A 21,974-nucleotide genomic window follows, 5' to 3' on the forward strand; every position below is an offset into this window, starting at 1 on the left:
TTCAATGGTGAGGATCAAAGTCACATCAATCAGTTTAAGACAGCGCGTCATGAAATATAATGCCCAGGCTATGGCGCTTACCGCTGTGAACCGGGCTTACACCATGCTTCATATTTACCCTGTAATAACCTTTGCTGCCTTTTACCGGCCTAAAGTTAGTGGTCAATAAAACCATATCACCCATGTCAGGAGTAAGTACATTAACTTTTGATTGCGCCCGCGGAATTTGCTCGGTGATTACAAATTCGCCGCCTGTATAGTCTCTGTTGTGCTGATCGAGCATGAAAACCATTTGGACGGGGAAATATACTTCACCGTAAAGGTCCTGGTGCAGGGTGTTAAATCCGCCTTCTGTGTATTGCAATATCAGGGCTGTGGGTTTGGTTTGCCCGGCTTCATGGCTTAACTGTTTCATTTCTTCATGGGTGCCAGGGAATCGTTTGTCAATACCAAGCTCTTTCATCCATTTATTGGCGACAGGTACGATGTACGGATAAACGCTCTCCCTTAAATCGGTTATAATAGCAGGCAGCGGGTAATTATAATATTTGTATTCGCCATATCCAAATCTGTAGCGCTCCATGCTGACGGTTTTGCGGTAAGCATCTGCGTCATAATCGCTGATTAATGTATCGCAGTAGCGTTCACCTAAAACCTGTTTAACAATTGCAAAACCGTTGTCATGTAATGTTTTATTAATTTGATCCCAATCAAGATTTTTGATACGATCTTTAAGTGTTTGTTCCGGTGTCATTTTTGTTATTTTGAATAGGACCAAAACTATCGTTAGGCAGATTGGCGGGCAATCCGATTCTTGCGGAATTTATACTGTCGGTTTCATTGAAGAGAAATTATTAAATACATATCATGGAGATTAAACTTAAACGGGTTTACGAACCTTATGCCGAGGCAGATGGCGTTAGAGTTTTGGTGGACCGCCTTTGGCCGCGGGGGATAAAAAAGGAAGACCAACGGATTGACAAGTGGTTTAAAGGTGTAGCACCATCTAACGAGCTAAGAAAATGGTATAACCATGATCCTGAAAAATTTGAAGCCTTTAACCAAAAATACCGCGCCGAAATTGAGGGTGCAAAGGTTTTGGATGAATTGGTAGATTATATCAGGCAGCATAAAACAGTGACGCTGGTGTTTTCTTCAAAAGAGCCGAAATTAAATAATGCGGTAGTTTTAAGCAAGATAATCGAAGAGCATATCGCCTGAAAACTCCGCAAGAATCGGATTGTTGAGCATGGGCGAGGCCGGTACCTTTGTGTTATAAATACTAAAAAACACAATTGAATTATTTAAATATAAGGCTTTATGAAAACTCAACAAGAGATAGATTATACCCGCATAGCCGATGCGATTGGCTTTTTCAGGGAGAATTTTAAGGCACAGCCTAAACTGGATGAAGTTGCGGAACATGTTAATTTAAGTCCCTTCCATTTTCAGCGGATGTTTAAGGATTGGGCGGGGGTAACGCCTAAGCAGTTTCTGCAATATTTAAGTGTAGAACATGCCAAGGAAATATTAAAGCAGGACAACACCAATGTTTTTAATACCGCGCTGGAGACAGGGCTTTCGGGAGGTGGCAGACTGCATGACCTGTTCATTAAGGTAGAAGGTATGACCCCTGGCGAATACCGCAACGGCGGGGCTATGCTGCAGATCAATTATTCATTTGCCGATACGCCTTTTGGTAAGGTGATCGTGGCATCAACGGGCAAAGGTATCTGCCATATGGCTTTTGTTGATGATGGGGAAGAGAAAGCTTTGGAGCAGTTGAAAATAAGTTTCCCAAACGCCGGATACAACCAGTTAGTTGACAGAATCCAGCAAAATGCCTTGTTTATTTTCACACAGGACTGGAGCCGTTTGGACGAGATCAAGCTGCATTTAAAAGGAACCGATTTCCAGATCAAGGTGTGGGAGACGTTATTGAAAGTACCTCCCGGCGGATTAACCACTTATGCCTCACTTGCCAAAAAAGCAGGCAGCGAAAATGCTTACCGAGCAGTCGGCTCAGCGGTAGGTAGTAACCCCGTAGCGTTCCTGATCCCTTGCCACCGGGTAATAAAATCAACCGGCGAAATAGGTCAGTATCATTGGGGCAGTACCCGTAAAAACGCAATAATAGGCTGGGAAGCAGCGCTAAAGGAGCGGGTTGAATAAGGTTTGTGAGCAAAGGGGATATGTAATTCCCTTCAAGCGTCCGCGCTTACATAGCAACGCTAAAGTAAGCGTGGACGTAAACATAAAAATGAGTATGTCCGGTTTTACAGATCGCTGGAACAACACATCAGTGTGGAGTAAAGTGCCGGGCTCATCAAAAACTGTGTCGGCAATTACCGCATCCCCGAACCTGTTCGCCAGGTGAACCAGCAGGCGAACAAAATAGAATTGCCTGCGAGGAAAATTTTAAGCCACAACCTGCGTTATTTTAGCTCACCTGTCATGATTAGCTGAATGCGTAACACCATAAAAATCACCTGGTATTTTTATAAGTCGATGTTGTTATGGTGCATGACCATCAACATGATCTGCATCTACTATTTGTTTCGCGGAGAGGTTAATATTGTAGAATCATACATTTTTAAAATAATGAGTTATGGTTTAATCATCGGCTTCCGGTATTATAATTACAACTCAACTAAAACCTTCTTCTACTTCCGTAATGCAGGTTACGGGATCGACAGGTTATACCTGTACGCCCTTACGTGCGATGCCCTGGCCTACGGAATACTGTTATCGCTCTTAAAACTGGTAAAATATTGGGTCAGTATATTTTAAAAACCGACAGCGTTCACCTCGAGTTTGATGGACGCAAGATTTTACAAGATATTTATCTCGATTGCCGCCAGGGTGAGGTGGTAGGTTTGCTTGGCCGCAACGGTTGTGGCAAGTCATCGCTGCTGCGGGTTATTTTCGGTAGCCTAAAGCCAACTTACAAGCACGTCAGCATCGACGATAAACACATTTATAAAGGTTATGACGATGGTCGGGTAGCTTATTTGCCCCAGCACAATTATCTGCCGCAAAATATAAAGATCCAAAGCCTTGCTGGTACCATTATCGATCCTCAATTTACTGATGAATTTACCTCATTGTCAATTTACCAGGATCATCATCACAAAAAGCCCGGCCAGCTATCCGGCGGAGAACTCAGGCAATTGGAAACCCTGATGTGTATTTACAGCCGGGCAGATTTTATATTGCTCGATGAGCCATTTACTCATGTTTCGCCGGTGCAGGCGGAAATGTTTAAGGGTATCATTCGTAAATGCGCTAAGGTAAAAGGTATCATTGTTACCGATCATCAGTATTATAATATCCTTGACGTGGCCGATAGAATAGTACTAATTACCGACGGGAGCACCAAAGCCATCAACAACCCTGATGATCTGATCAGGTACCGGTACATCAGTCACATTATTTAATTGTTAGACTGTGTAACTTAAGGCATAAAATGAGGGTCTATTAGGTATAGTATTTAATACGATGCCTAAGGTTTATCTGTTGATCTTTTTTTTAGTTTTCTGTTGCTTCAGTGCGGCGGGCAGCGAGAAAGTGACTATCAATGGCATCACCTTTAAAAATGCAAAGCCCGATCCTGATCCATCGCCCACCGGTGATTTTAAAACTTTAGTCATTCCGATAAAAAGGGCTGGGAACCTAATTCTTATTGAAGCTCAGATCGATACCCTTGAAGGTAATTTTGTGCTGGATACCGGCGCGCCGTACCTGGTTTTAAATGAAACCTATTTTAGGGATCTGCCACACGTAGCTGAGCAGGAATCTGCAGGAATCAACGGGGTTGCCGGCAGCTCTTTTACTACTTATATCCGTAATTTTAACATCCTTGACCTACATTATCCAAGGCTCAGGGCCGATGTTACCGATCTGTCTTCTATCGAAAACAGCAAAGGGATCAAAATATTGGGATTGCTGGGTACCCGGTTATTTTCAGATTTTGCCATTACAATCGATCTGTTCCGTAATACACTATATATTCAAAAGCTTGACGAAAACGGCAATATCCCTCCGGCTGAGAAAGTATTTCATGACCGGTTTATGGTAAGCCCTTTCCGCATACTTAATGATGTTATTTTAATGAAGGGTACTGTTAACGATAATTCGCTTTGGTTCGCTTTTGACAGCGCCGCAGAAACCAGCTTGCTCGATTACAGGAGATCAAAAAAGCTAATGCCCGATATGGAGGTAGTTAGCCGCTCAAAAATTATGGGGATTGGCGGTACTTCTATCGAGGTGATCTATACCCGTTTTGATAACCTGGTTGTGGGCGACCGCAAGTATATGAAAAACCGGATCCTGATCACCAATCTCGAAAAAATGGGGAACGCTTATGGTTACACAATAGATGGTGTATTGGGTTACGATTTCTTTGTAAGGGGCATATTCACTATCAACTTTGTTAAAAAAGAATTTGAAATGTACATTTACAATAATCAGTAATGAAAAGAGGGGCCTATATAGTTATTGTTTTTTTTGCGATGGTTTGCATGGCTTTGTCTGCAAGCGCGCAAAAACGCGGTAAGCTGGTTATGGGCGGCGATAACCTGAGGCTGCTCATTGATATGCGGTCGACTAAAGCGGAGGTAGATAGCTTGCTCAAAAAAGCCGGGTTAAAAGGTGCAAATGCCGCTGCTATTTTGAAGGGCGATTTTACCGCCCTGAAAAAAGACGGCTGGACAATGGCCGAAAAACAGGGAAATGTAATAGAGTTCGACAGGCCGCTTGAGGCCCTTAACCTGAACCCACAAGTTACTCCTTACCTGATAACTACTAAAATAGATAACAATGATAATGAGTCGCCGGGGTATCCGGCTGATGTTAATTTCGGTATCAATAACTTTGCTAAAGTCACTGTTCATGAATTAGCATCTGGTTTAACCCGTTTCTTTTTGCCCGGCTACGCCCAAAGTAAAAGGGTACTGCTATCAGGCAACTTCAATAACTGGAGCACCCTTAAAGGTATCATGGCCAAAACCGACAGCGGTTGGATTGCCGACATAAAGCTGAAACCCGGCAAATATGAATATAAATTTATTGTGGATGGCCATTGGATCAGCGACCGTTATAACAACCTGGTGAGCGATCATGACGATAATTCGATATACTTTCGTTATAACTACACCTTTAAGCTGAACGGATACGTCAATGCCCGTAAAATAACACTGGCGGCGAGCTTTAATGATTGGGACGCTAACAATATCGTCCTCGATAAAAGCCCCAAAGGCTGGCAAAAACAGCTTTACCTGCACGAAGGCACACAGGCGTATCGTTTCCTGGTTGATGGCAAATGGATCACCGACCCTGCTAATCCCAATAAGATCCAGGCCGCTGATGGATATACAAACTCAATACTGAACCTTGGCGAAACGGTTGTGTTTAAGCTTGACGGTTATACCAGCGCAAAGAAAGTGTACGTAGGTGGAAGCTTCAATAATTGGGAGCATGGCTTGATCCCGCTTACCAAAACCAAAACGGGCTGGGCATCGTCCTTAATTATTCCGCCGGGCAATTATGGCTATAAGTTTGTTGTGGATGATAACTGGATCACCGACCCCAAAAACCCTCGTAATATGATGGAGGGCGGCGTTGTTAATTCATATATTTCGGTGAAGCCAAATTATACGTTTAAGCTAAGCGGTTTCAATAATGCTAAAAAGGTTCATTTAGCGGGCAGTTTTAATAACTTTGATGATTTTGGTTACACACTTGCTTTTAACGGTAAAGAGTGGACTGTAAGTGTTTACCTGAAGCCAGGCAAGCAACTGTACAAGTTTATTGTGGATGGTAAATGGATGATAGACCCTGGCAATAAACTTTACGAACCTAACCAATATAATTCGGGTAATTCCGTTTTATGGATCGAACAATTATAGAAGCAGGATTGCAAGAATCAAGATACAAGAATAAAGAAGCAAAAAAAAATAAAGAAGCTGGATAAGAAAGATCTTGATTCTCACAGTCTTGCATCATGATTCTCGTATTCTCGCATCTTGATTCTCATATTCTTGCTTTTTGATTCTCACCTCGTTATATTAGCTAAAATACAATATTTTTATGACCATCCCCATATACCAGGCCGACGCATTTACCGATAAGCTTTTTGGCGGTAACCCGGCGGCTATTTGCCCGCTTAATGAATGGTTGCCCGATGTTACCATGCAAATGATAGCCATTGAGAATAACCTTGCCGAAACCGCTTTTTTTGTGAAAAACGACGATGGTTATAAGCTTCGCTGGTTTACGCCCGAGTATGAGATAGATCTTTGCGGACATGCTACCCTGGCATCTGCTCATATCCTGTTTTCGGAGCTGGGATATGAGGGAGATGTAATTCATTTTGAAACCGTAAAGGCCGGAACGCTAATTGTAAAGCGCGATGGCGATAAATATACTATGGATTTTCCGTCAAGGCCACCTATTCCAATTGAGGCTCCAAACGGATTGGCCGAAGCGCTTGGTGAAAAGCAGCCCGTAGCATTTTTGCGCTCGCGTGATTATTTCATTGTTTATGAAACCGAGCAGGATATCAGGGAGCTTACGCCCGATTTCTTCGCCATGTCAAAAATGGATACGGTAGGGATCATAGCTACCGCACCCGGCGATGACTCTGATTTTGTTTCACGCTTTTTTGCCCCCGGCGCAGGCATCCCCGAAGACCCGGTTACCGGATCTGCACATTGTAACCTGATCCCGTACTGGGCAAAACGCCTTGGTAAAGATAAGCTTCATGCCTATCAGCTCTCAGCCCGCCGCGGTGAACTTTGGTGCGAGCTTAAAGGTGACCGCGTGTTGATGAGTGGCAAAGCGGTTACTTATTTGAAGGGGGAGATAAGGGTTTAAATTATAATTGTCATTGCGAATATCTAAAAGTCCGGGCCGCTAAAGGTAAATGGCAAAAAAGGAGTTGTCACCCTGAGTTGCCGAACGGTTGTGTGCAGAGGCCTGCCCACCATACTTCGATGAACTCAGTATGACACCCTTTTTGAGTTGTCATCGGTAGGAACAAAGCAGTGACGTTATACAAACCCTGCCAGTAACCTTTTGCCTTTATCCTTTTTCCTTTCGCCTTTTTCCTTTCACCTCAAATCAAAATATACTTTCAAAACTCAATTATTTATAATTACTTTGGAGGTTTGGACTTTGCAAGGTACTTAATAAATTAAATGCAGCTTACCCGTTTAGAAATCAAAGGCTTCAAGAGTTTTGGCGATAAAATAACCATCAATTTTAATGAGGGCGTTACCGCTATTGTCGGGCCTAACGGTTGTGGTAAGTCGAACGTTGTTGACAGTATCCGCTGGGTTTTGGGTGAGCAAAGCACCCGGATGCTCCGTTCGGAGAAAATGGATAACGTTATTTTTAACGGCACCAAAAGCCGTAAATCGGCTAACCTTGCTGAAGTTTCCCTCACTTTTGATAATACAAAAAACGTACTGCCAACCGATTATTCGCAGGTAACACTTACCCGTAAGCTTTACCGCACGGGCGAAAGCGAATATCGACTTAACGATGTACAGTGCCGTTTAAAGGATATTACCGATCTTTTTTTGGATACGGGTATCGGCTCCGACTCCTATTCTATCATCGAGCTCCGGATGATCGACGAGATCATCACCAATAAGGAGGGCTCACGCCGTAACCTGTTTGAGGAAGCATCGGGCATCTCTAAATACAAGCTCCGCAAAAAGCAAACTTTCAGTAAGCTGAAAGAGACAGAGGCCGATTTGGCCCGTGTTGATGACCTGCTGTTTGAGATTGAGAAAAACCTCAAATCGCTGGAGAATCAGGCGAAGAAAACTGAACGATACTATCGTCTCAAGGAGCAGTATAAAACATTGAGCATTATGCTGGCTTCGTTCAGGATCGTGGCTTTTAGCGAATCATTGAAAAAGATAGAGGAGCAGGAGCTAAAGCATAAAGCCGAGAAAGGCGATATTATTATCCAGATAGATACTTTGGAAGCAACGTTGCAACAACAAAAGCTGGATAGTATCACCAAAGAAAAGAACCTTTCGGTGCAGCAAAAAACAACCAATGAGTTTGTTTCAAAGATCCGGGCTTACGAAAGCGAAAAGAAGATCAAGAATGAACAGTTGAAGTTTCAACAAGATAAAGAATCGCGTCTGACTGAAGAGTTAGAACGCGATAAAAACCAGCTGAACCACGTTTTATATAACATTAAACGCTTAAACGAGGAAAAGGCCACCGAGGATGAAGCGCTGCAAACCATCCAAAGCAAACTTTCTGATTTAAAAGAAGCCGTTGATGAATTATGTGCACAACAAGCCGAAGCCCGTAATGAGCTCAACGAGCTTAACAATATCAATACCCGCCTGCAAAATCAGGCTTATAAGGCAGAAAAAGACCTGGATATATTGCAAATTCAGCAACAGGCTTTGGAGCAGGAAAGCCAGCGTAATATGGAAGATACCACCAATAAAGAGGTGGAACTTTCGCACTTTAACCAGGTGGTTGCCGAGCTGCAATACCGCAAGGAAACACTCGACGATGAGTTTCAGCAGGCTGTTGAGTTTGAAAATAAGCTAAAAGAACAAATTGCCGAAACCGATGTTGAGTTGAACTCGGTTAAGGATACCATTATAAAAGAGAGCCGTCGCCTTGATGCCAAGCAAAACGAATACAACCTTACCAAAAGTATGGTTGATAGCTTGGAGGGTTTCCCCGAATCTATCAGGTTCCTGAAAAAGAACACCGATTGGGCCAAAAATGCACCTTTGTTTAGCGATGTGCTTTTTTGTAAGGAGGAGTTTCGTGTAGCCATTGAAAACTACCTTGAACCGCTCATGAACTATTACGTGGTTGAAAGCTACGACGATGCAGTAAAGGCTATAAGCCTGTTGAGCAATTCGGCAAAGGGCAGAGCAAATTTCTTTGTGCTGAATAACTACGCTGATGAATCGCCTGCACAAATCAGCTTCGAAAAGGGGGGGGCTATCCCGGCACTTAGTGTTATTGAGGTTGAAAAACGTTACCTGCCGCTTTGTAATTACCTGCTTAAAGGTGTTTACCTGGTTGATGACGATAAAGAAGGCCAGATCAATAGCGAAACTTTACCGCAGGGCGTTGTGTTAATCGGCAAGAGCGGTAAGTTCAATAAATCAAAACATACCATGGCCGGTGGTTCGGTTGGTTTGTTTGAGGGTAAAAGGATCGGTCGTGCTAAAAACCTGGAGAATTTAGCTAAGGAGATCCGTGGGATAGAGAACCAGGTGGGCGCATTCAGAACAAAATCCGAAGAATTGCAAAATAAACTTGGTGCATTACGCGGTTCAACCAAGGCAGCTGAGATTAATGAGCAGCAACAGATCCTGAACCGTTTAAATAACGAGTTGATCACTGTAAAAACGCGCCAGGAGCAATATCAAACTTTTATTGAAAACAGCCTTAACCGTAAGGAAGATATCGCCCGCAAAATTGCAGGTATAAAAGATGAAATGGCTGCCCTACAGCCGCAACTGGCCGAACTGAAAACCCAGCGTCAGATTCAAAGCGATTTGCTGGCCGATAAGCAGATGGCTTTTAACGAGCTTAATGAGTACGTATCGGTTCAATCGAACGCTTACAACCAGGAAAATATCCGTTTCCATCAGCAGCAAAATAAAGTGTCGGGTTTAATGAAAGACCTCGACTATCGTGACACTCAGCAGGAAAGCCTTGATACACGGATCCGTCAAAACACCATTGAACTCGAAAAGGTAAAGGTTGCCATACAGGAAAACCTGAAGCTGGCCGATAACTCGGATGACAACTTGTTGGAGATGTACGAGCAGAAGGAAAATCTGGAAAAGGCCACACAACAAGCCGAACAGGAGTACTATCAATGGCGCGGCCTCATCACCGAAAATGAGAGTCAGGTAAGCTCATTGAGGCGCAAAAAAGAAAACAGCGAAGTTATTGAGAATGAGCTGCGCGACGAACGAAATAATTTAAAGATAGATCTGAACGCGCTGAAAGAGCGTCTTTCGGTTGAGTTTAATATAGATATTGAAGACCTGCCGGAAAGCGAAGTACCCGAAGGTGAAAGTGAGCAGGACCTGCGCGAGAAAGCCGAAAAGCTAAAAAAACAGCTGGATGATTTTGGCGCCATAAATCCGATGGCGGTAGAGGCTTATAACGAAATGAATGAGCGTTATACTTTTATCCAGGCGCAAAAGAAAGACCTGAGTGAAGCCAAAGCATCATTGCTGGCTACCATACAGGAGATTGATGATACCGCGAAAGATAAGTTCATGACCGCGTTTATTATGGTGCGCGAAAACTTTATTAAAGTATTCCGCTCGCTGTTTAATGAAGAGGATTCATGCGATCTGATCCTGACTGATCCTGATCATCCGCTCGAGTCAGATATCGATATCATCGCGAAGCCAAAAGGTAAACGACCATTATCCATCAACCAACTATCGGGAGGGGAAAAAACCCTTACGGCAACCGCTATACTTTTTTCGCTGTACCTGCTTAAGCCTGCACCTTTCTGTATTTTTGATGAGGTTGACGCGCCGCTTGATGATACCAATATTGATAAGTTCAATAACATTATCCGTACCTTCTCCAAAGACTCTCAATTCATCATTGTATCCCACAACAAACGAACTATTGCAAGTACAGATGTTATTTACGGCGTAACCATGGTTGAGCAGGGGATTTCCCGCGTTGTTCCCGTTGATTTAAGAGAGCTGGCTGATTAGAGCTTAAAGCCTAAGGCGGAAAGCTAAAAGCTCGCGCCTTTCGCCGTTGTTGGTGTTGTCACCAACGACTTGTTATACCTGTAGGATTTTATTAACCACTAAAGTCGGTACGCATAGCATAAAGTTGTTGGTGACAACATCAACAACGGCAAGCGTAGCTTTAGCATAATAAAAAAGGCGAAAAGCTTTTCAGCCCTCCACCTTTAAATGATACGGAAAAATTTTATTTCTTCTTTTTAAACACCGATGGTGTTTTAAGCATCAAACCTTTTACTTTGCTGCGGGTGAACCTCTGTTCCATCGCACGTTTCTGATCGGCCGAAAGCACGTTTTTTGATGAGGTAGCCAGGCTTTGTGTGGTTACTGAACCGGTTTTATACTTGCCGGTAGAGATATAACTTAGAGCCTGTGCTAATAAACCTTCGGTAGGGTCGCCGAAATCTTTCGTCAGATCGTCGACAGCACTAACACCTTTATAAATGCCTTGTCCTGGTGTCATACCGGTATAATAATCGCCATTGTTTGCCGAATTTCTTGTGGAGAACATTGGCATATACAATTGGTATTTATTGATATCAATACCATAAAAACCAACAGGCTTGCCATAGGTGACAGAGCCGATCAATTCAACATCCAGTTCAGGGATCAGGTTATTAATGGTTAACTCACTTGCTGAGGCAGTACCGCTACCAACTATAAAGAATATCCGGCTTAAATTAAGTGACCCTTGTTTTTGGAAATTAACAGTTTGGTTGCTTACCGAAAAAAATCCTTTGGGTATTTCGTAAAGGTTTTTAAACAAGGTATAGTTATCGTTTGTAAGCTTATCATTAAAATAAGCTGTATACATCTTAGTGCCGTTCTTAGCCGATGGTACTAAAAGGTTGTCAAGGTATTCTGCAGTTTCTACGGATCCGCCACCGTTATACCTTAAATCAACGATCAAATCGGAAATACCAGTGAAGCTGTTTAAGGCCTCTAATATTTTAGGACCGGCATTGGTTTTATCAGTAAAAGAATTAAAAACCATGTAGCCTGCTTTTTTGCCCGAGCCGGCGTCCAGTGTTTTATAAGTAATAACAGGGTTTATGGTATAGTTAGCAGTATTAAGCGTTACATCAACGGTAGTATTATCCGGTCTGGCCAATGTCATGCTGATAGTTTTGCTGTATGCATAGGCTTGTATTACAAATTGGGTAGTCGAACCTCCGTCATCGTAAGCAAGGTCGGTACGCCCATTTATTTTGGTGATCTGATACCCGCGTTTAATACCTACTTTATCAGCAGGTGAACCAGGGTATACATATTTGATTCTCAAATCTGACCGCGTAGGGTAGAATACCGAAAAACCGAAGTCGCCGCCATTACCGCTCAATTCATTTGATACGGATCCATCATCAATAAACGAATATTTGGCCGTGCCGGTATTATCATAATATTCATACGGTTGAGAGCTTGCCGGATTTATGGCATATTGCGATAAATGGTCAACCTCGCTGCTTAACCCGGTGATAGTATCAGTACTGACATAATTACGGGGCTGAAAGTTTTTATAGGTTGGAAGCTGGTTGTACCACAAATAGGTTTCCTGTGGATATAAAAAAACAGAATCTCTTATACGATCAAGAGCGGTACCGGTGCTTGGCGGGCCGGTAGTACCATCATCGCCGTTATTAATAGGTTTATTTTTTTTACAGGCAGATATCGATGCAACGGAAATAAGGGCTAAAAAGTAAAATATTTTTCTCATACACTTGAGTTTAAGTATTAAAACGCCTTGTTAGTAAGTATGTTATAGGTAATACTATAAAAAGTCTTCAACACTGATACAGTCAATGCCGCTGGCTTCGGCACAAAGCTTATCTGTTTCCGAATTTTCAATCATCACTATTTCTTTACGCTGGAGGCCATGTTCCTGAATAAGCAGGTTAATTACATCTGGTTCGGGTTTTGGTACGGTTTCTTCGGTAAAATAGCAGCGGAGATATTTTTCCAGCCCGTGCCATTCGGTTTGTTTAATTTTATTTACCTGTTCCTGAACATTGCCGTTAGTTACAATAAACAATTTTTTGCGGTCGACCACAATATCCTGCATTAAGGTAAGTATATTTTGATATAAAAGCAGTTTTAGCGGTAATTTGGCAGTTAAAAGCAGGTTCTCAAATTTATCGCGGTATTGTTCGGCCACCGGGAACTGCTCCGTTAAACGGTTAAATGCGGCATCCTTCCCTTCAGCTATATACGTATCAGTTAATACTTTGGTTGCTGCCTTTGCATCTATCAGCTCAATATATTCAAGCATGTTTGCAAACAGGTAATAAGCCTGAAAGTAATAATCCTTTGCCGGATAAAGCACATTATCTAACTCAAAAATAAAAGCTGTTTTACGTTTATCAATATCCTTATAGTCCATTAAGCAATTACGTGTAGGTTTATATCGTATTCATTAAAAAGGGTTTCGGCCTTTAGCAAGAGTATTGTTTCATCAGGCCTTAATAAATAAACCGAATCGATGCTTTTATCCAGGCAAAGCGTTAGCATTTCATGTGTATAACTTGCCGAAGCTGGATTGGGCAACAATATCATTTTGCCGGTTTTTATCATAAAATCAGGCAGGTCCATATGATCACCCAAAATAATATTTTTTCCTTCCAGTTTGTTTTTGAGCTGGTAGGCTTGAGCCGTTGTGGCGGCGGTAATTAAAATGCTCATATGGCTATTGACCGTTAACAATTAAACCATCCCTCATTGTAACTGTGCGGTCTGACAAGTTTGCAAGATCTTCATTATGAGTAACAATTACAAAGGTTTGCCTGAAATCATTCTTCAACTTAATAAATAATTCATGAAGCTCGAGCGCGTTTACCGAATCAAGGTTGCCTGAAGGCTCATCGGCAAAAATAAGTGCCGGATTGTTGATTAACGCACGCGCCACAGCTACCCGTTGTTGCTCGCCGCCCGATAGCTGGTTAGGTTTATGGTGCAACCTGTCTTTCAACCCCAAAAGGTCAAGCAACCCAGCCGCTTTTTTTTCCGCTTCAGATTTTGATTTTCCCGCTATAAAGGCTGGGATGCAAACATTTTCAAGAGCGCTGAACTCGGCCAGTAAATGGTGGAATTGGAATATAAAACCAATCTGCCGGTTCCGGAAATCGCTTAGTTGTTTGTTATTTAGTTTGTTTAGTTCAATATCATTAATGGTTAAAGTGCCCGAATCTGGCCGGTCAAGGGTACCTAATATGTTAAGTAATGAGCTTTTTCCGGCACCTGAAGCCCCAACGATGGTTACGATTTCGCCCTTTTGTACCTCAAGGTCAACGCCCTTTAATATTTGTAACTGTCCGTATGATTTATGGATAGATCTGGCTTTAAGCATTTGGCAAAGTTAACGGATTAGCTGGATTTATTTTGTTGGGATTACACCGATTGATTTATGATTTCACCGATTTTTACCGTTGATGATTCTTGATTATGTTGACACCCGATTTTTCTGATTTCACGAACATTCTATTAATCTTAAAATCCTGTAAATCCTGATTCTGACAAAGAGCTAAATGAAATGATTTAAGGAGGCTCTCAACTGAAAACAAATTGTACCACTTTTTCTTTGCGGCGTTGCGCCTTAGCGTGCTTAATATTCAATTCCCTAAGTTTCCCGTACTTTGCATCCTTTGTAAATACAATGTTATTTACCCCGATAAGGGCAAATAAACTGAAACAAGGTGTTTACCGTTTCAAACAAAATTGTAGCTTTACCGCAAATTCTTCAAAACATGAATATTCACGAATATCAGGGTAAAGCTATATTAAAAAGCTATGGCGTTAGAGTTCAGGAAGGCATTGTAGCCGATACTGTTGAGCAGGCTGTTGAGGCTGCCCAAAAATTGAAAGAAGACCTGGGCTCAAGCTGGGTAGTGATCAAAGCACAAATCCACGCAGGTGGCCGTGGTAAAGGGGGCGGCGTTAAGCTTGCCAAAAACATCGAGCAGGTAAAAGAACATACCGGCAATATTTTAGGTATGCAGCTGGTAACTCCGCAAACTGGTCCTGAAGGTAAAAAAGTTAAGAAAGTTTTAGTTGCACAGGATGTTTACTATCCGGGCGAAAGTGAAACCAAAGAGTTTTACATGAGCGTATTGCTTGACCGCGCACGTGGCCGCAACATCATCATGTACAGTACCGAAGGTGGTATGGATATTGAGGAAGTTGCACACTCAACCCCTGAGCTTATATTTAAAGAAGAGATTGATCCTAAAGTTGGTTTACAGGGCTTCCAGACCCGTAAAATAGCCTTTAATCTTGGCCTTGAAGGCGAAGCATTTAAAGACATGACCAAATTCATTGCTGCTTTATATAAAGCCTATGAAGGTACCGACTCATCGCAATTTGAAATTAACCCCGTTTTAAAAACCTCTGATAATAAAATTTTAGCTGTTGACGCAAAGGTAAACCTTGACGATAACGCGCTTTACCGTCATCCGGATTACGCTGCAATGCGTGATACTGATGAGGAAGATCCAACCGAGGTTGAAGCCAGCAAATCAAACCTCAACTATGTTAAGCTTGATGGTAACGTAGGCTGTATGGTTAATGGCGCCGGCTTAGCTATGGCTACTATGGACATCATTAAAATTGCCGGGGGCGAGCCTGCCAACTTCCTTGACGTAGGCGGTACTGCCAACGCGCAAACTGTAAAAGCTGGTTTCAATATCATTCTTTCAGATCCTAACGTAAAAGCCATCCTGATCAACATCTTCGGTGGTATTGTTCGTTGCGACCGTGTTGCGCAAGGTGTAATTGATGCTTACAAAGAGATCGGTAATATCCCGGTGCCAATTATTGTTCGTTTACAGGGCACAAACGCTGCCGAAGCAAAAGAACTGATCGATAACTCGGGTTTGAAAGTTTACTCGGCAATATTGCTGAAAGAAGCTGCCGACCGTGTTAAAGAGGTTTTAGCGCTTTAATTCTTTTTAGAGATTAGAGGTTGGTAATTAGAGATTAATTGCCAGCCTATAGATAAAAAAAGGAGGCTATATCACACATTGATACAGCCTCTTTTTTTATAAGGGTACGATGTCCCCTAAAAGACTATAAGTCACTCAAGAGGTCAAGTTTTTTGGCGTTATATTCTTCCTGCGAAATAAGGCCATTATCAAACAAGGTTTTTAGTTTTTTTAGTTTTTCGGTAAGCTCATCAGGCTTTGGTGCGGCAGGCGGAGGTGTTTCCTGTACAACAGGAGCCGGTGCCGCGGCTGGTGCGGGTGGCGTTACCGGTGCGGCCGGTGCTGTATAGCCATTTGGTTGAGAAAACGGCTGAGGCGATGCCGGTGCTACAAAAGCGCCTGCAGGCGAATTTTCCAGCTGGATAGCGCCCGATTCGGCACGTTTTTGTTCCAGGTCGCGCTGGCGGCGGGCTTCACGCTCAACTTCCTTACGTTCCTGGGCGTACTGGTATAATTTACGGCCCTGAACTTTAGGCAGGTAATCAACTGCCATTTCGGCGCCACCGGTGGTTTTTACGCTGAAAATGGAGCCGATAATTTCTTCCTTGGTATATACGTCAACGATATCTTTCCAAACAAAATCAACAAACTTGATAGATAGCCCCAGGTTGGCTGGGGTAAAAAACAGCACACGCTTGTTGGTAATAGCTATACAATCAGGAAAAAGATTTACCAGCGGCTTTTTCTGAACGGCAATGTAGATAACCTCTTCGCCTGAAGAAAGTAGATCAACAAGGCGTGAATAAACCTTTTCAACTGTTTTAGGGTCCTGTTCCTCGTTTAAAAATTTCTCAATCATATTTTTAGCATTTATGATGCGCGCAAAAATAACAATTATACCTGTTAAAGAGTCAAGAATCAAATGTTAAGAATCAAGTTTTCCTGAAACGTGATTCTTAACATTTGATTCTCAAATGGTATTAAGCAATCAACAAATTACATCCGCGGATGTCTGACTGGTCAAACCGGCCCAATACTTCAAAAGAGCCATCAGGGTAAATCCTGCCCAAATCCTGCGTAGCAATAAACGCGCAGGAATTGATATTGGCCAGGTCAATAACGCTGATGCCGCCTGTTTTACCAGTTTGTAACGTACTGAGCGGATCGTTAGTATCCCGGATGATGATCTTCATCCATGGCGGGCAATTGAAAATGCCGTCGCCTTTGGAGTAAGCTTGTGACAGCAGCTCCGTCATTCCATATTCCGAGTGGATCTGCTTTACACCAAAGCCTTTGCCCAAAATGGCGTGCAGCTCCTCGCGAATCATTTCCTTACGACGGCCTTTCATGCCGCCGGTTTCCATTACAACCAGTTCAGGGAAGTTGACCTGGTAGTTTTCAATAAAATCGAGCAGACCGAAAGTAACACCTATTAAAAGCGTAGGTTTCCTGGCATCCTGCTGTTTTTTAAGTTGATGAAACAGCTCGTCATGATTATACAAAAAGAAACCGCTATCCGGGTGATTTGATTGTTTAATCAGGTCATCAACCATGTAAATGAGCGATGAACCTTCACGCTCCAGGTAGGACGGGAGCAGAGCCAGTACGGTAAAATCCCTGATATCACCATAAAAAATATTGAAGGCACGCCGAAAGCTTTCCTCATACCAGGTTTTATCTGTAACCCGGTGACTGCTGGTGATCATCCCGGTAGTACCTGAACTCGTAAAGGTTACCTCAACGGGCGCATCGGTACTTAATATAGTATGTGACTTAAAAAACTCAATAGGTAAAAATGGGATCTGGCTGTAAGATGTAATTGATGACAGATCAATTTTCAATCCTTCAATAAACTGGCTGTAAACCGGGTTATGCTGTGCCTGGTAGTTGAAAACCCGCAAGGCAGCGTCGTTAAATTGCTTTTCGGTGCTGATAGAAAATATTTCCTGTTTACCTGGTTTGTCCATTGAGGCAAAGATAAGTAAATGTGCAGATGTGCGGATTTCAGATGTGCAGATTATCTGAACCGGGATTAAATTGATTTTTGGGATCAACGGATTTACTTTCGAACTATTTATTGGCATCCGATGAATCCTTCAATTCTATAAATCAAGGTTCAGATAAACTTCGCAAGTTTCGGGTTGAAACGCTTTGTTTATCGCGCGAACTTTGATCTATCTAAAAAATAATTATCATGAATACATTTAAAATTGTACCGCTATCAAAATCATTCGCCGAAAAAGTAAGGACAACCATGACCGACGATTTTGGAGGCGAAGTGGTTGAGCAACTGGCTACCGGGCTTGGGCCATGCCGGGTTTCACTTAAACCCTTTGAACCTAATGTTGATAAACGCCTGTTGCTAAAGCACTCGCCTTTTGAAATCGAAAATGCCTATAACCAGCCGGGACCTATTTTTATTCACGCTGAAGATGTGGAGGAGTACAGCGATATTTATCGTTTCCCGCCGGAGATTAAGGCTAATAAAAAGAGTTTCCCGCTGTCGCTCATAGGTTACAGCAAAGCGCAGCAAATGGTTTTAACCCGGCCTGTTGGTGATGCCGATGTTGATGAATTAATTAGCGAAATATTTGCCGAAAATGATAATGTTGAATATTTGCATGCCAGAAATGCCCAGGCATGTTGTTTTATATGCAAAATTGAGCGTGTTTGACGTTCCTATTACATAAAATTAAAAAACAAGTACGTGTTTTGGGGGTTAGTTAAGTATTGAATATATAATTAATAATATTAATCATCCATCCCCATGAAAACATTAAAATTCTTGAGACTCCCGGTTTTGTTAGGTCTCTTTTTTGTAATGATATCGGCAAAACCGGCCGATGACAGCAAGCAGACAGAACGCATCCATAATTCGTCAAATGTGTTGAAAGAGTTTGCCAAGATGAAAGAAAGCATCCCGCATCAGCTATTGGAAGAATACGAAGGCATTGTTATCATCCCCAAACTCATCAATGCCGGATTTGGCATTGGCGGTAAACGTGGTAAAGGCGTAGCCATGGTGAAACTGGGTAATGGCAAATGGAGTGATCCGGTGTTTGTTACCTTAACAGGCGGTAGCTTTGGCTTACAAATCGGCGTACAATCCGTTGACCTGGTACTGGTGTTCCGCCATAAAGGTGTATTAACCAAAGTCAAGAATGGCGATTTTACTATTGGTGGCGATATTTCTGCAGCAGCCGGTCCTGTTGGCCGCAGTTCGACTGCAAGTACCGATTATAAGCTGCAGGCCGAGGTTTACTCATACTCACGCAGCCGTGGTTTGTTTGCCGGGATAACTATCAATGGCTCAAACCTGGGCATTGATAAGGATTCAAATGCTGCTTATTATGGAGCCAAAGCCACCTCGCAGGATATTTTTGCGCAGGCAAGCAGCAATACCGAGGCGGTTAAAACATTAAAAGAAACATTGACCGCGTTTTAAAAACAATGCGCTGATAAACAAAAATACCCGGCTAAGTTCCGGGTATTTTTGTTTTAATGCTTTTGAAATGCCCGTTTAAGCAGTAGTCCGGACAGTGCCGACATTCCACCTACTAAGCCTCCTAAAATGCCGGTTACAGCTAATATATAGCCCCAGCCAGGCAGATGAAATAAGTGGGCTATCCTTGTAGCCATGATATGGTCATTGGGTATGCTTTTAAAGAGAGCCAGTACTATCCACACCATCAAAACCGCTATAAAGGCTTGCCAGAAAGAACTTTTTGCTGTTGTGCCAATAAAAAGGGCCGTTAAAAATGATATGACGGCAACTATCCACCAGGGTAAAAAATATCCGCTGGCAAATGAAAGTATAAGTATGATGAAGAACAACATAGTGCTATTATTTACCGGTTAATGTATAAGTTGATTTAATGCGTGGTGACTGTTCATTTACTGATTGCATGAAAAGCAGTTCTTTTAACTTCCCCTCATTCCAGGTTTTGAACATATCGTTATAGAAAAAACTGCCGGGATTACCTGATTCGCCGCCGGGAAAAATACCGTAACCTTTTACTTTGGGACCCATTTGCACCACCATACGCCATGAAGGGCCATGGCCGTCATGAAGGGCATTAACTGTTGATGCTGTGCCACCCGATTCAAAATTACCCGAACCAAAAGCCGGTTGGCGGGAAAGGCTCGCTATCTCCATTTTTTTAAATTTACCCCATTGCCAGTTTGCTCCGGGTTTACCACATCTGTCGGTAATTTCCTTTACCGCAGCTGCAAAAGCTTTATTAACGATGTCCGCCGCGGTTTCCTTTGCCGGTGTGCGGATGTCATCAAACCATTTGGAAGTTGGCTCATTAAGCAGTAGCTTTTCTGTGCGATCTACAGAAGGAAAATTGTTTTGCAGGGTTTTATCTGCAAAATCATCCCCCCACACAGCATTGTACAATTGCGACCACCAGTTGGAAAATACAGTGGCACCTATTGAATTCGGCGTAAAATTTTTGTCCCACTTATTGATTTGATCGTAAGCACTAAGTTGTGCAGCATTAAGTTTGGTTGGGTCGATATATTTAAGTAGGGTTGGTAAAATGTCCTGTGCCCGGATACTGTAAACATCTGTTTGGAGGATGCGCATACTATCAACGGTGGCTTTGGTCATAACGGAAAGTCTGTCATTAATGCGTTTACCGCGTTCATAGGGTGCAAATGACCAGTTGATATAATAAGGATAAGACGGATCTGTTGACGACTGATTGGCTGAGCTTACAAATCCCCGAGGCGGATTTTTAATGGTGGGATCCTGCTCAAATGGTACCCAACCATGCCAGTCGTCGGCAGGATCGGTTCCATCTAAAATAAATTTCCCCTGGTCTTTGTATTTAAGCGGATATTTACCGTTTGGCGTTATGGCGATATCGTCTTTACTGGCAAAAACAAAATTTGAAGCAGGGGCGCTGAAAAAGGTAAGCGCCTTGCGGTAATCGTTATATTTTTTGCCTGTATTAAGCAGGTACATAGCCATCAGTTCGTTGGATGATTCGTGCGCTATCCACCTTAAAGAATGCCCAACCGGAACAAAATCAGGGCCATCGGCTTTTTGAGCATTGTTTTGATACACAACCGGGCCATGATGCGTATAAACTACTGTATCATAAACCGGTTTTTGACCAAGTACTTCAATTTTTTCAACACGGCGGGTAGTTTTATTCCATTTGTTGTTGTACCAGTATTCCTCCATTTTGGTATCCCTGAATTTTTCCTGGTACCAGTCCAATACGTCGGCATCAACATTGGTAATACCCCAGCTGATGTTATTGTTAAAACCTAAAATAACACAGGGCGCACCCGGTAATGATACGCCATAAACATTCATACCCGGCGCCGAAAGCTGTACCTGGTACCAGATAGAAGGTAGTGTGAGGTTAAGATGCGGGTCATTAGCTAAAATAGGATACCCGCTTGCTGTTTTACTGCCCGCTACAGCCCAGTTATTGCTGCCGATACCTTCAACACGGGGTTTAGTATTTGTACTATCTGCCATGCCGGCTAAAAAATTAGCAGATGGTTTGGGAATGGGCAGTGGTTTAAAATAATCCCATTTTGTCCCTGTGGGGATGATGGGATCTTCGTGCATAGGATAATCGGGAAAAAGATCATTTGTAGTGGCCGGGCCAAATTTGCGCAGGATATTGGTCATGGCAAATTCGTTTGAGCCGCCGGCCAATGTTTCCGACATTAGCTTAAGCAAAAAGGCGCAGTTGATAGGTTTCCAGTCTTCGGGGGCGTAGTTCAGGAGTTTAAATTCTATGGGGTAACTCCTCGGGCTTAGCTGATGGATATAACTGTTGATGCCATCGGTATACGCCAGGATCATGTTGCGCACTACTGGATCGGCCATCATTGCCTTTATTGTTTTTTCGGCGCCGTAAACCATTCCCATGCGGCGGTGATAGCGGTCAATATCCAATACTTTGGGGCCAATAACTTCAGCCAGCCTGCCTGCTGCCTGCCGGGTTTGGATATCCATTTGCCAAAGACGGTCGGTTGCGGTCATATATCCCTGGGCAAAGTACAGGTCGTGCTCGTTCTGTGCGAAAATGTGCGGGATATGATTCTCATCAAATTTAATGGTAACCTTGCCCTGTAAGCCTTTAAGTTTCAGGTCGAGCGTTGGCAAAATGTGCTTGCTTTCGGCATTTTGCCAAAAACCATCAGCAGGGCTCAGGAATTTTCCTAATGGTGGAACGAGGCTTATTTTAGTTTGCAGTGCCCAAATGAGCAGTAATGTGAAAAAGATAGATATGAATGCTTTGGTAAACTTCATTGCTTGGAT

The 21,974-nt window shown here is 42.8% G+C and carries 20 protein-coding genes; 11 read left to right on the forward strand and 9 right to left on the reverse strand.

Annotation, left to right across the window (positions count from 1 at the left end; genetic code table 11):
- Window positions 1-34 precede the first annotated feature (34 nt).
- On the reverse strand, window positions 35-754 hold the full coding sequence (locus IEX80_RS11735; RefSeq protein ID WP_188833008.1) for a 2OG-Fe(II) oxygenase: 720 nt from the start codon (window positions 752-754) through the stop codon (window positions 35-37).
- Window positions 755-867: 113 nt separating this feature from the next.
- Here IEX80_RS11735 and IEX80_RS11740 point away from each other — a divergent pair, with 113 nt between their 5' ends.
- The 8 genes from IEX80_RS11740 to smc all read left to right on the forward strand — a co-directional run bounded on the left by IEX80_RS11740 (window position 868) and on the right by smc (window position 10,739).
- A complete protein-coding gene (locus tag IEX80_RS11740; protein ID WP_218117122.1) occupies window positions 868-1,221 on the forward strand; it encodes a DUF488 domain-containing protein in 354 nt (117 codons plus the stop codon).
- 99 nt (window positions 1,222-1,320) lie between these two features.
- On the forward strand, window positions 1,321-2,172 hold the full coding sequence (locus tag IEX80_RS11745; RefSeq protein ID WP_188833009.1) for a methylated-DNA--[protein]-cysteine S-methyltransferase: 852 nt from the start codon (window positions 1,321-1,323) through the stop codon (window positions 2,170-2,172).
- Window positions 2,173-2,466: 294 nt separating this feature from the next.
- Entirely contained in the window at window positions 2,467-2,790 is a 324-nt protein-coding gene (locus IEX80_RS11750; RefSeq protein ID WP_139160014.1) for a hypothetical protein, read from the forward strand.
- Window positions 2,772-3,437: an ATP-binding cassette domain-containing protein gene (locus IEX80_RS11755; protein WP_176623099.1), complete on the forward strand. Its 666-nt coding sequence runs from the start codon at window positions 2,772-2,774 to the stop codon at window positions 3,435-3,437. Before IEX80_RS11750 ends, IEX80_RS11755 begins: the two co-directional genes overlap by 19 nt.
- A gap of 61 nt (window positions 3,438-3,498) precedes the next feature.
- Window positions 3,499-4,473: an aspartyl protease family protein gene (locus IEX80_RS11760; protein WP_188833010.1), complete on the forward strand. Its 975-nt coding sequence runs from the start codon at window positions 3,499-3,501 to the stop codon at window positions 4,471-4,473.
- Window positions 4,473-5,906: an early set domain-containing protein gene (locus tag IEX80_RS11765; protein WP_188833011.1), complete on the forward strand. Its 1,434-nt coding sequence runs from the start codon at window positions 4,473-4,475 to the stop codon at window positions 5,904-5,906. The genes IEX80_RS11760 and IEX80_RS11765 overlap by 1 nt, the downstream gene beginning before the upstream one ends.
- Window positions 5,907-6,087: 181 nt before the next feature.
- The gene (locus IEX80_RS11770; protein WP_188833012.1) at window positions 6,088-6,873 is read left to right on the forward strand and encodes a PhzF family phenazine biosynthesis protein; all 786 of its coding nucleotides are present in this window, start codon (window positions 6,088-6,090) and stop codon (window positions 6,871-6,873) included.
- A 323-nt stretch (window positions 6,874-7,196) separates the two neighbouring features.
- Entirely contained in the window at window positions 7,197-10,739 is a 3,543-nt protein-coding gene (gene smc / locus IEX80_RS11775; protein WP_188833013.1) for a chromosome segregation protein SMC, read from the forward strand.
- Window positions 10,740-10,962: 223 nt separating this feature from the next.
- Here the strand turns inward: smc and IEX80_RS11780 are convergent, their stop codons facing one another.
- From IEX80_RS11780 to IEX80_RS11795, 4 genes are read right to left on the reverse strand one after another with little or no spacing between them, the layout of a single operon-like run.
- Complete coding sequence (locus tag IEX80_RS11780; protein WP_188833014.1) at window positions 10,963-12,489, reverse strand: S41 family peptidase; 1,527 nt, start codon at window positions 12,487-12,489, stop codon at window positions 10,963-10,965.
- Window positions 12,490-12,543: 54 nt separating this feature from the next.
- The gene (locus tag IEX80_RS11785) at window positions 12,544-13,152 is read right to left on the reverse strand and encodes an HAD family hydrolase (protein WP_091163021.1); all 609 of its coding nucleotides are present in this window, start codon (window positions 13,150-13,152) and stop codon (window positions 12,544-12,546) included.
- On the reverse strand, window positions 13,152-13,451 hold the full coding sequence (locus IEX80_RS11790; protein ID WP_112658085.1) for a hypothetical protein: 300 nt from the start codon (window positions 13,449-13,451) through the stop codon (window positions 13,152-13,154). Before IEX80_RS11790 ends, IEX80_RS11785 begins: the two co-directional genes overlap by 1 nt.
- A gap of 4 nt (window positions 13,452-13,455) precedes the next feature.
- Window positions 13,456-14,115: an ABC transporter ATP-binding protein gene (locus IEX80_RS11795; protein ID WP_090531462.1), complete on the reverse strand. Its 660-nt coding sequence runs from the start codon at window positions 14,113-14,115 to the stop codon at window positions 13,456-13,458.
- 397 nt (window positions 14,116-14,512) lie between these two features.
- Between IEX80_RS11795 and sucC the strand changes: the two genes are divergently transcribed.
- Window positions 14,513-15,706, forward strand: coding sequence for an ADP-forming succinate--CoA ligase subunit beta (gene sucC, locus IEX80_RS11800; protein WP_112658139.1), 1,194 nt, complete (start codon window positions 14,513-14,515; stop codon window positions 15,704-15,706).
- 124 nt (window positions 15,707-15,830) lie between these two features.
- On the opposite strand, the gene IEX80_RS11805 is transcribed toward sucC, so the two are convergent.
- Complete coding sequence (locus tag IEX80_RS11805; RefSeq protein WP_188833015.1) at window positions 15,831-16,544, reverse strand: PH domain-containing protein; 714 nt, start codon at window positions 16,542-16,544, stop codon at window positions 15,831-15,833.
- A gap of 121 nt (window positions 16,545-16,665) precedes the next feature.
- Window positions 16,666-17,652, reverse strand: a complete 987-nt coding sequence (locus tag IEX80_RS11810) for a long-chain-fatty-acid--protein ligase (RefSeq protein WP_188833016.1) — start codon at window positions 17,650-17,652, stop codon at window positions 16,666-16,668.
- 227 nt (window positions 17,653-17,879) lie between these two features.
- Here IEX80_RS11810 and IEX80_RS11815 point away from each other — a divergent pair, with 227 nt between their 5' ends.
- Both IEX80_RS11815 and IEX80_RS11820 read left to right on the forward strand, forming a co-directional pair.
- Window positions 17,880-18,359: a DUF1203 domain-containing protein gene (locus IEX80_RS11815; protein ID WP_188833017.1), complete on the forward strand. Its 480-nt coding sequence runs from the start codon at window positions 17,880-17,882 to the stop codon at window positions 18,357-18,359.
- 93 nt (window positions 18,360-18,452) lie between these two features.
- On the forward strand, window positions 18,453-19,130 hold the full coding sequence (locus IEX80_RS11820) for a lipid-binding SYLF domain-containing protein (RefSeq protein ID WP_188833018.1): 678 nt from the start codon (window positions 18,453-18,455) through the stop codon (window positions 19,128-19,130).
- A gap of 53 nt (window positions 19,131-19,183) precedes the next feature.
- Here the strand turns inward: IEX80_RS11820 and IEX80_RS27790 are convergent, their stop codons facing one another.
- Window positions 19,184-19,522, reverse strand: coding sequence for a hypothetical protein (locus IEX80_RS27790; protein WP_208102615.1), 339 nt, complete (start codon window positions 19,520-19,522; stop codon window positions 19,184-19,186).
- A gap of 7 nt (window positions 19,523-19,529) precedes the next feature.
- Window positions 19,530-21,965: a penicillin acylase family protein gene (locus tag IEX80_RS11835; protein WP_188833020.1), complete on the reverse strand. Its 2,436-nt coding sequence runs from the start codon at window positions 21,963-21,965 to the stop codon at window positions 19,530-19,532.
- Window positions 21,966-21,974 lie beyond the last annotated feature (9 nt).

The sequence above is a fragment of the Mucilaginibacter rubeus genome, assembly GCF_014643835.1.
Classification (GTDB): domain Bacteria; phylum Bacteroidota; class Bacteroidia; order Sphingobacteriales; family Sphingobacteriaceae; genus Mucilaginibacter; species Mucilaginibacter rubeus.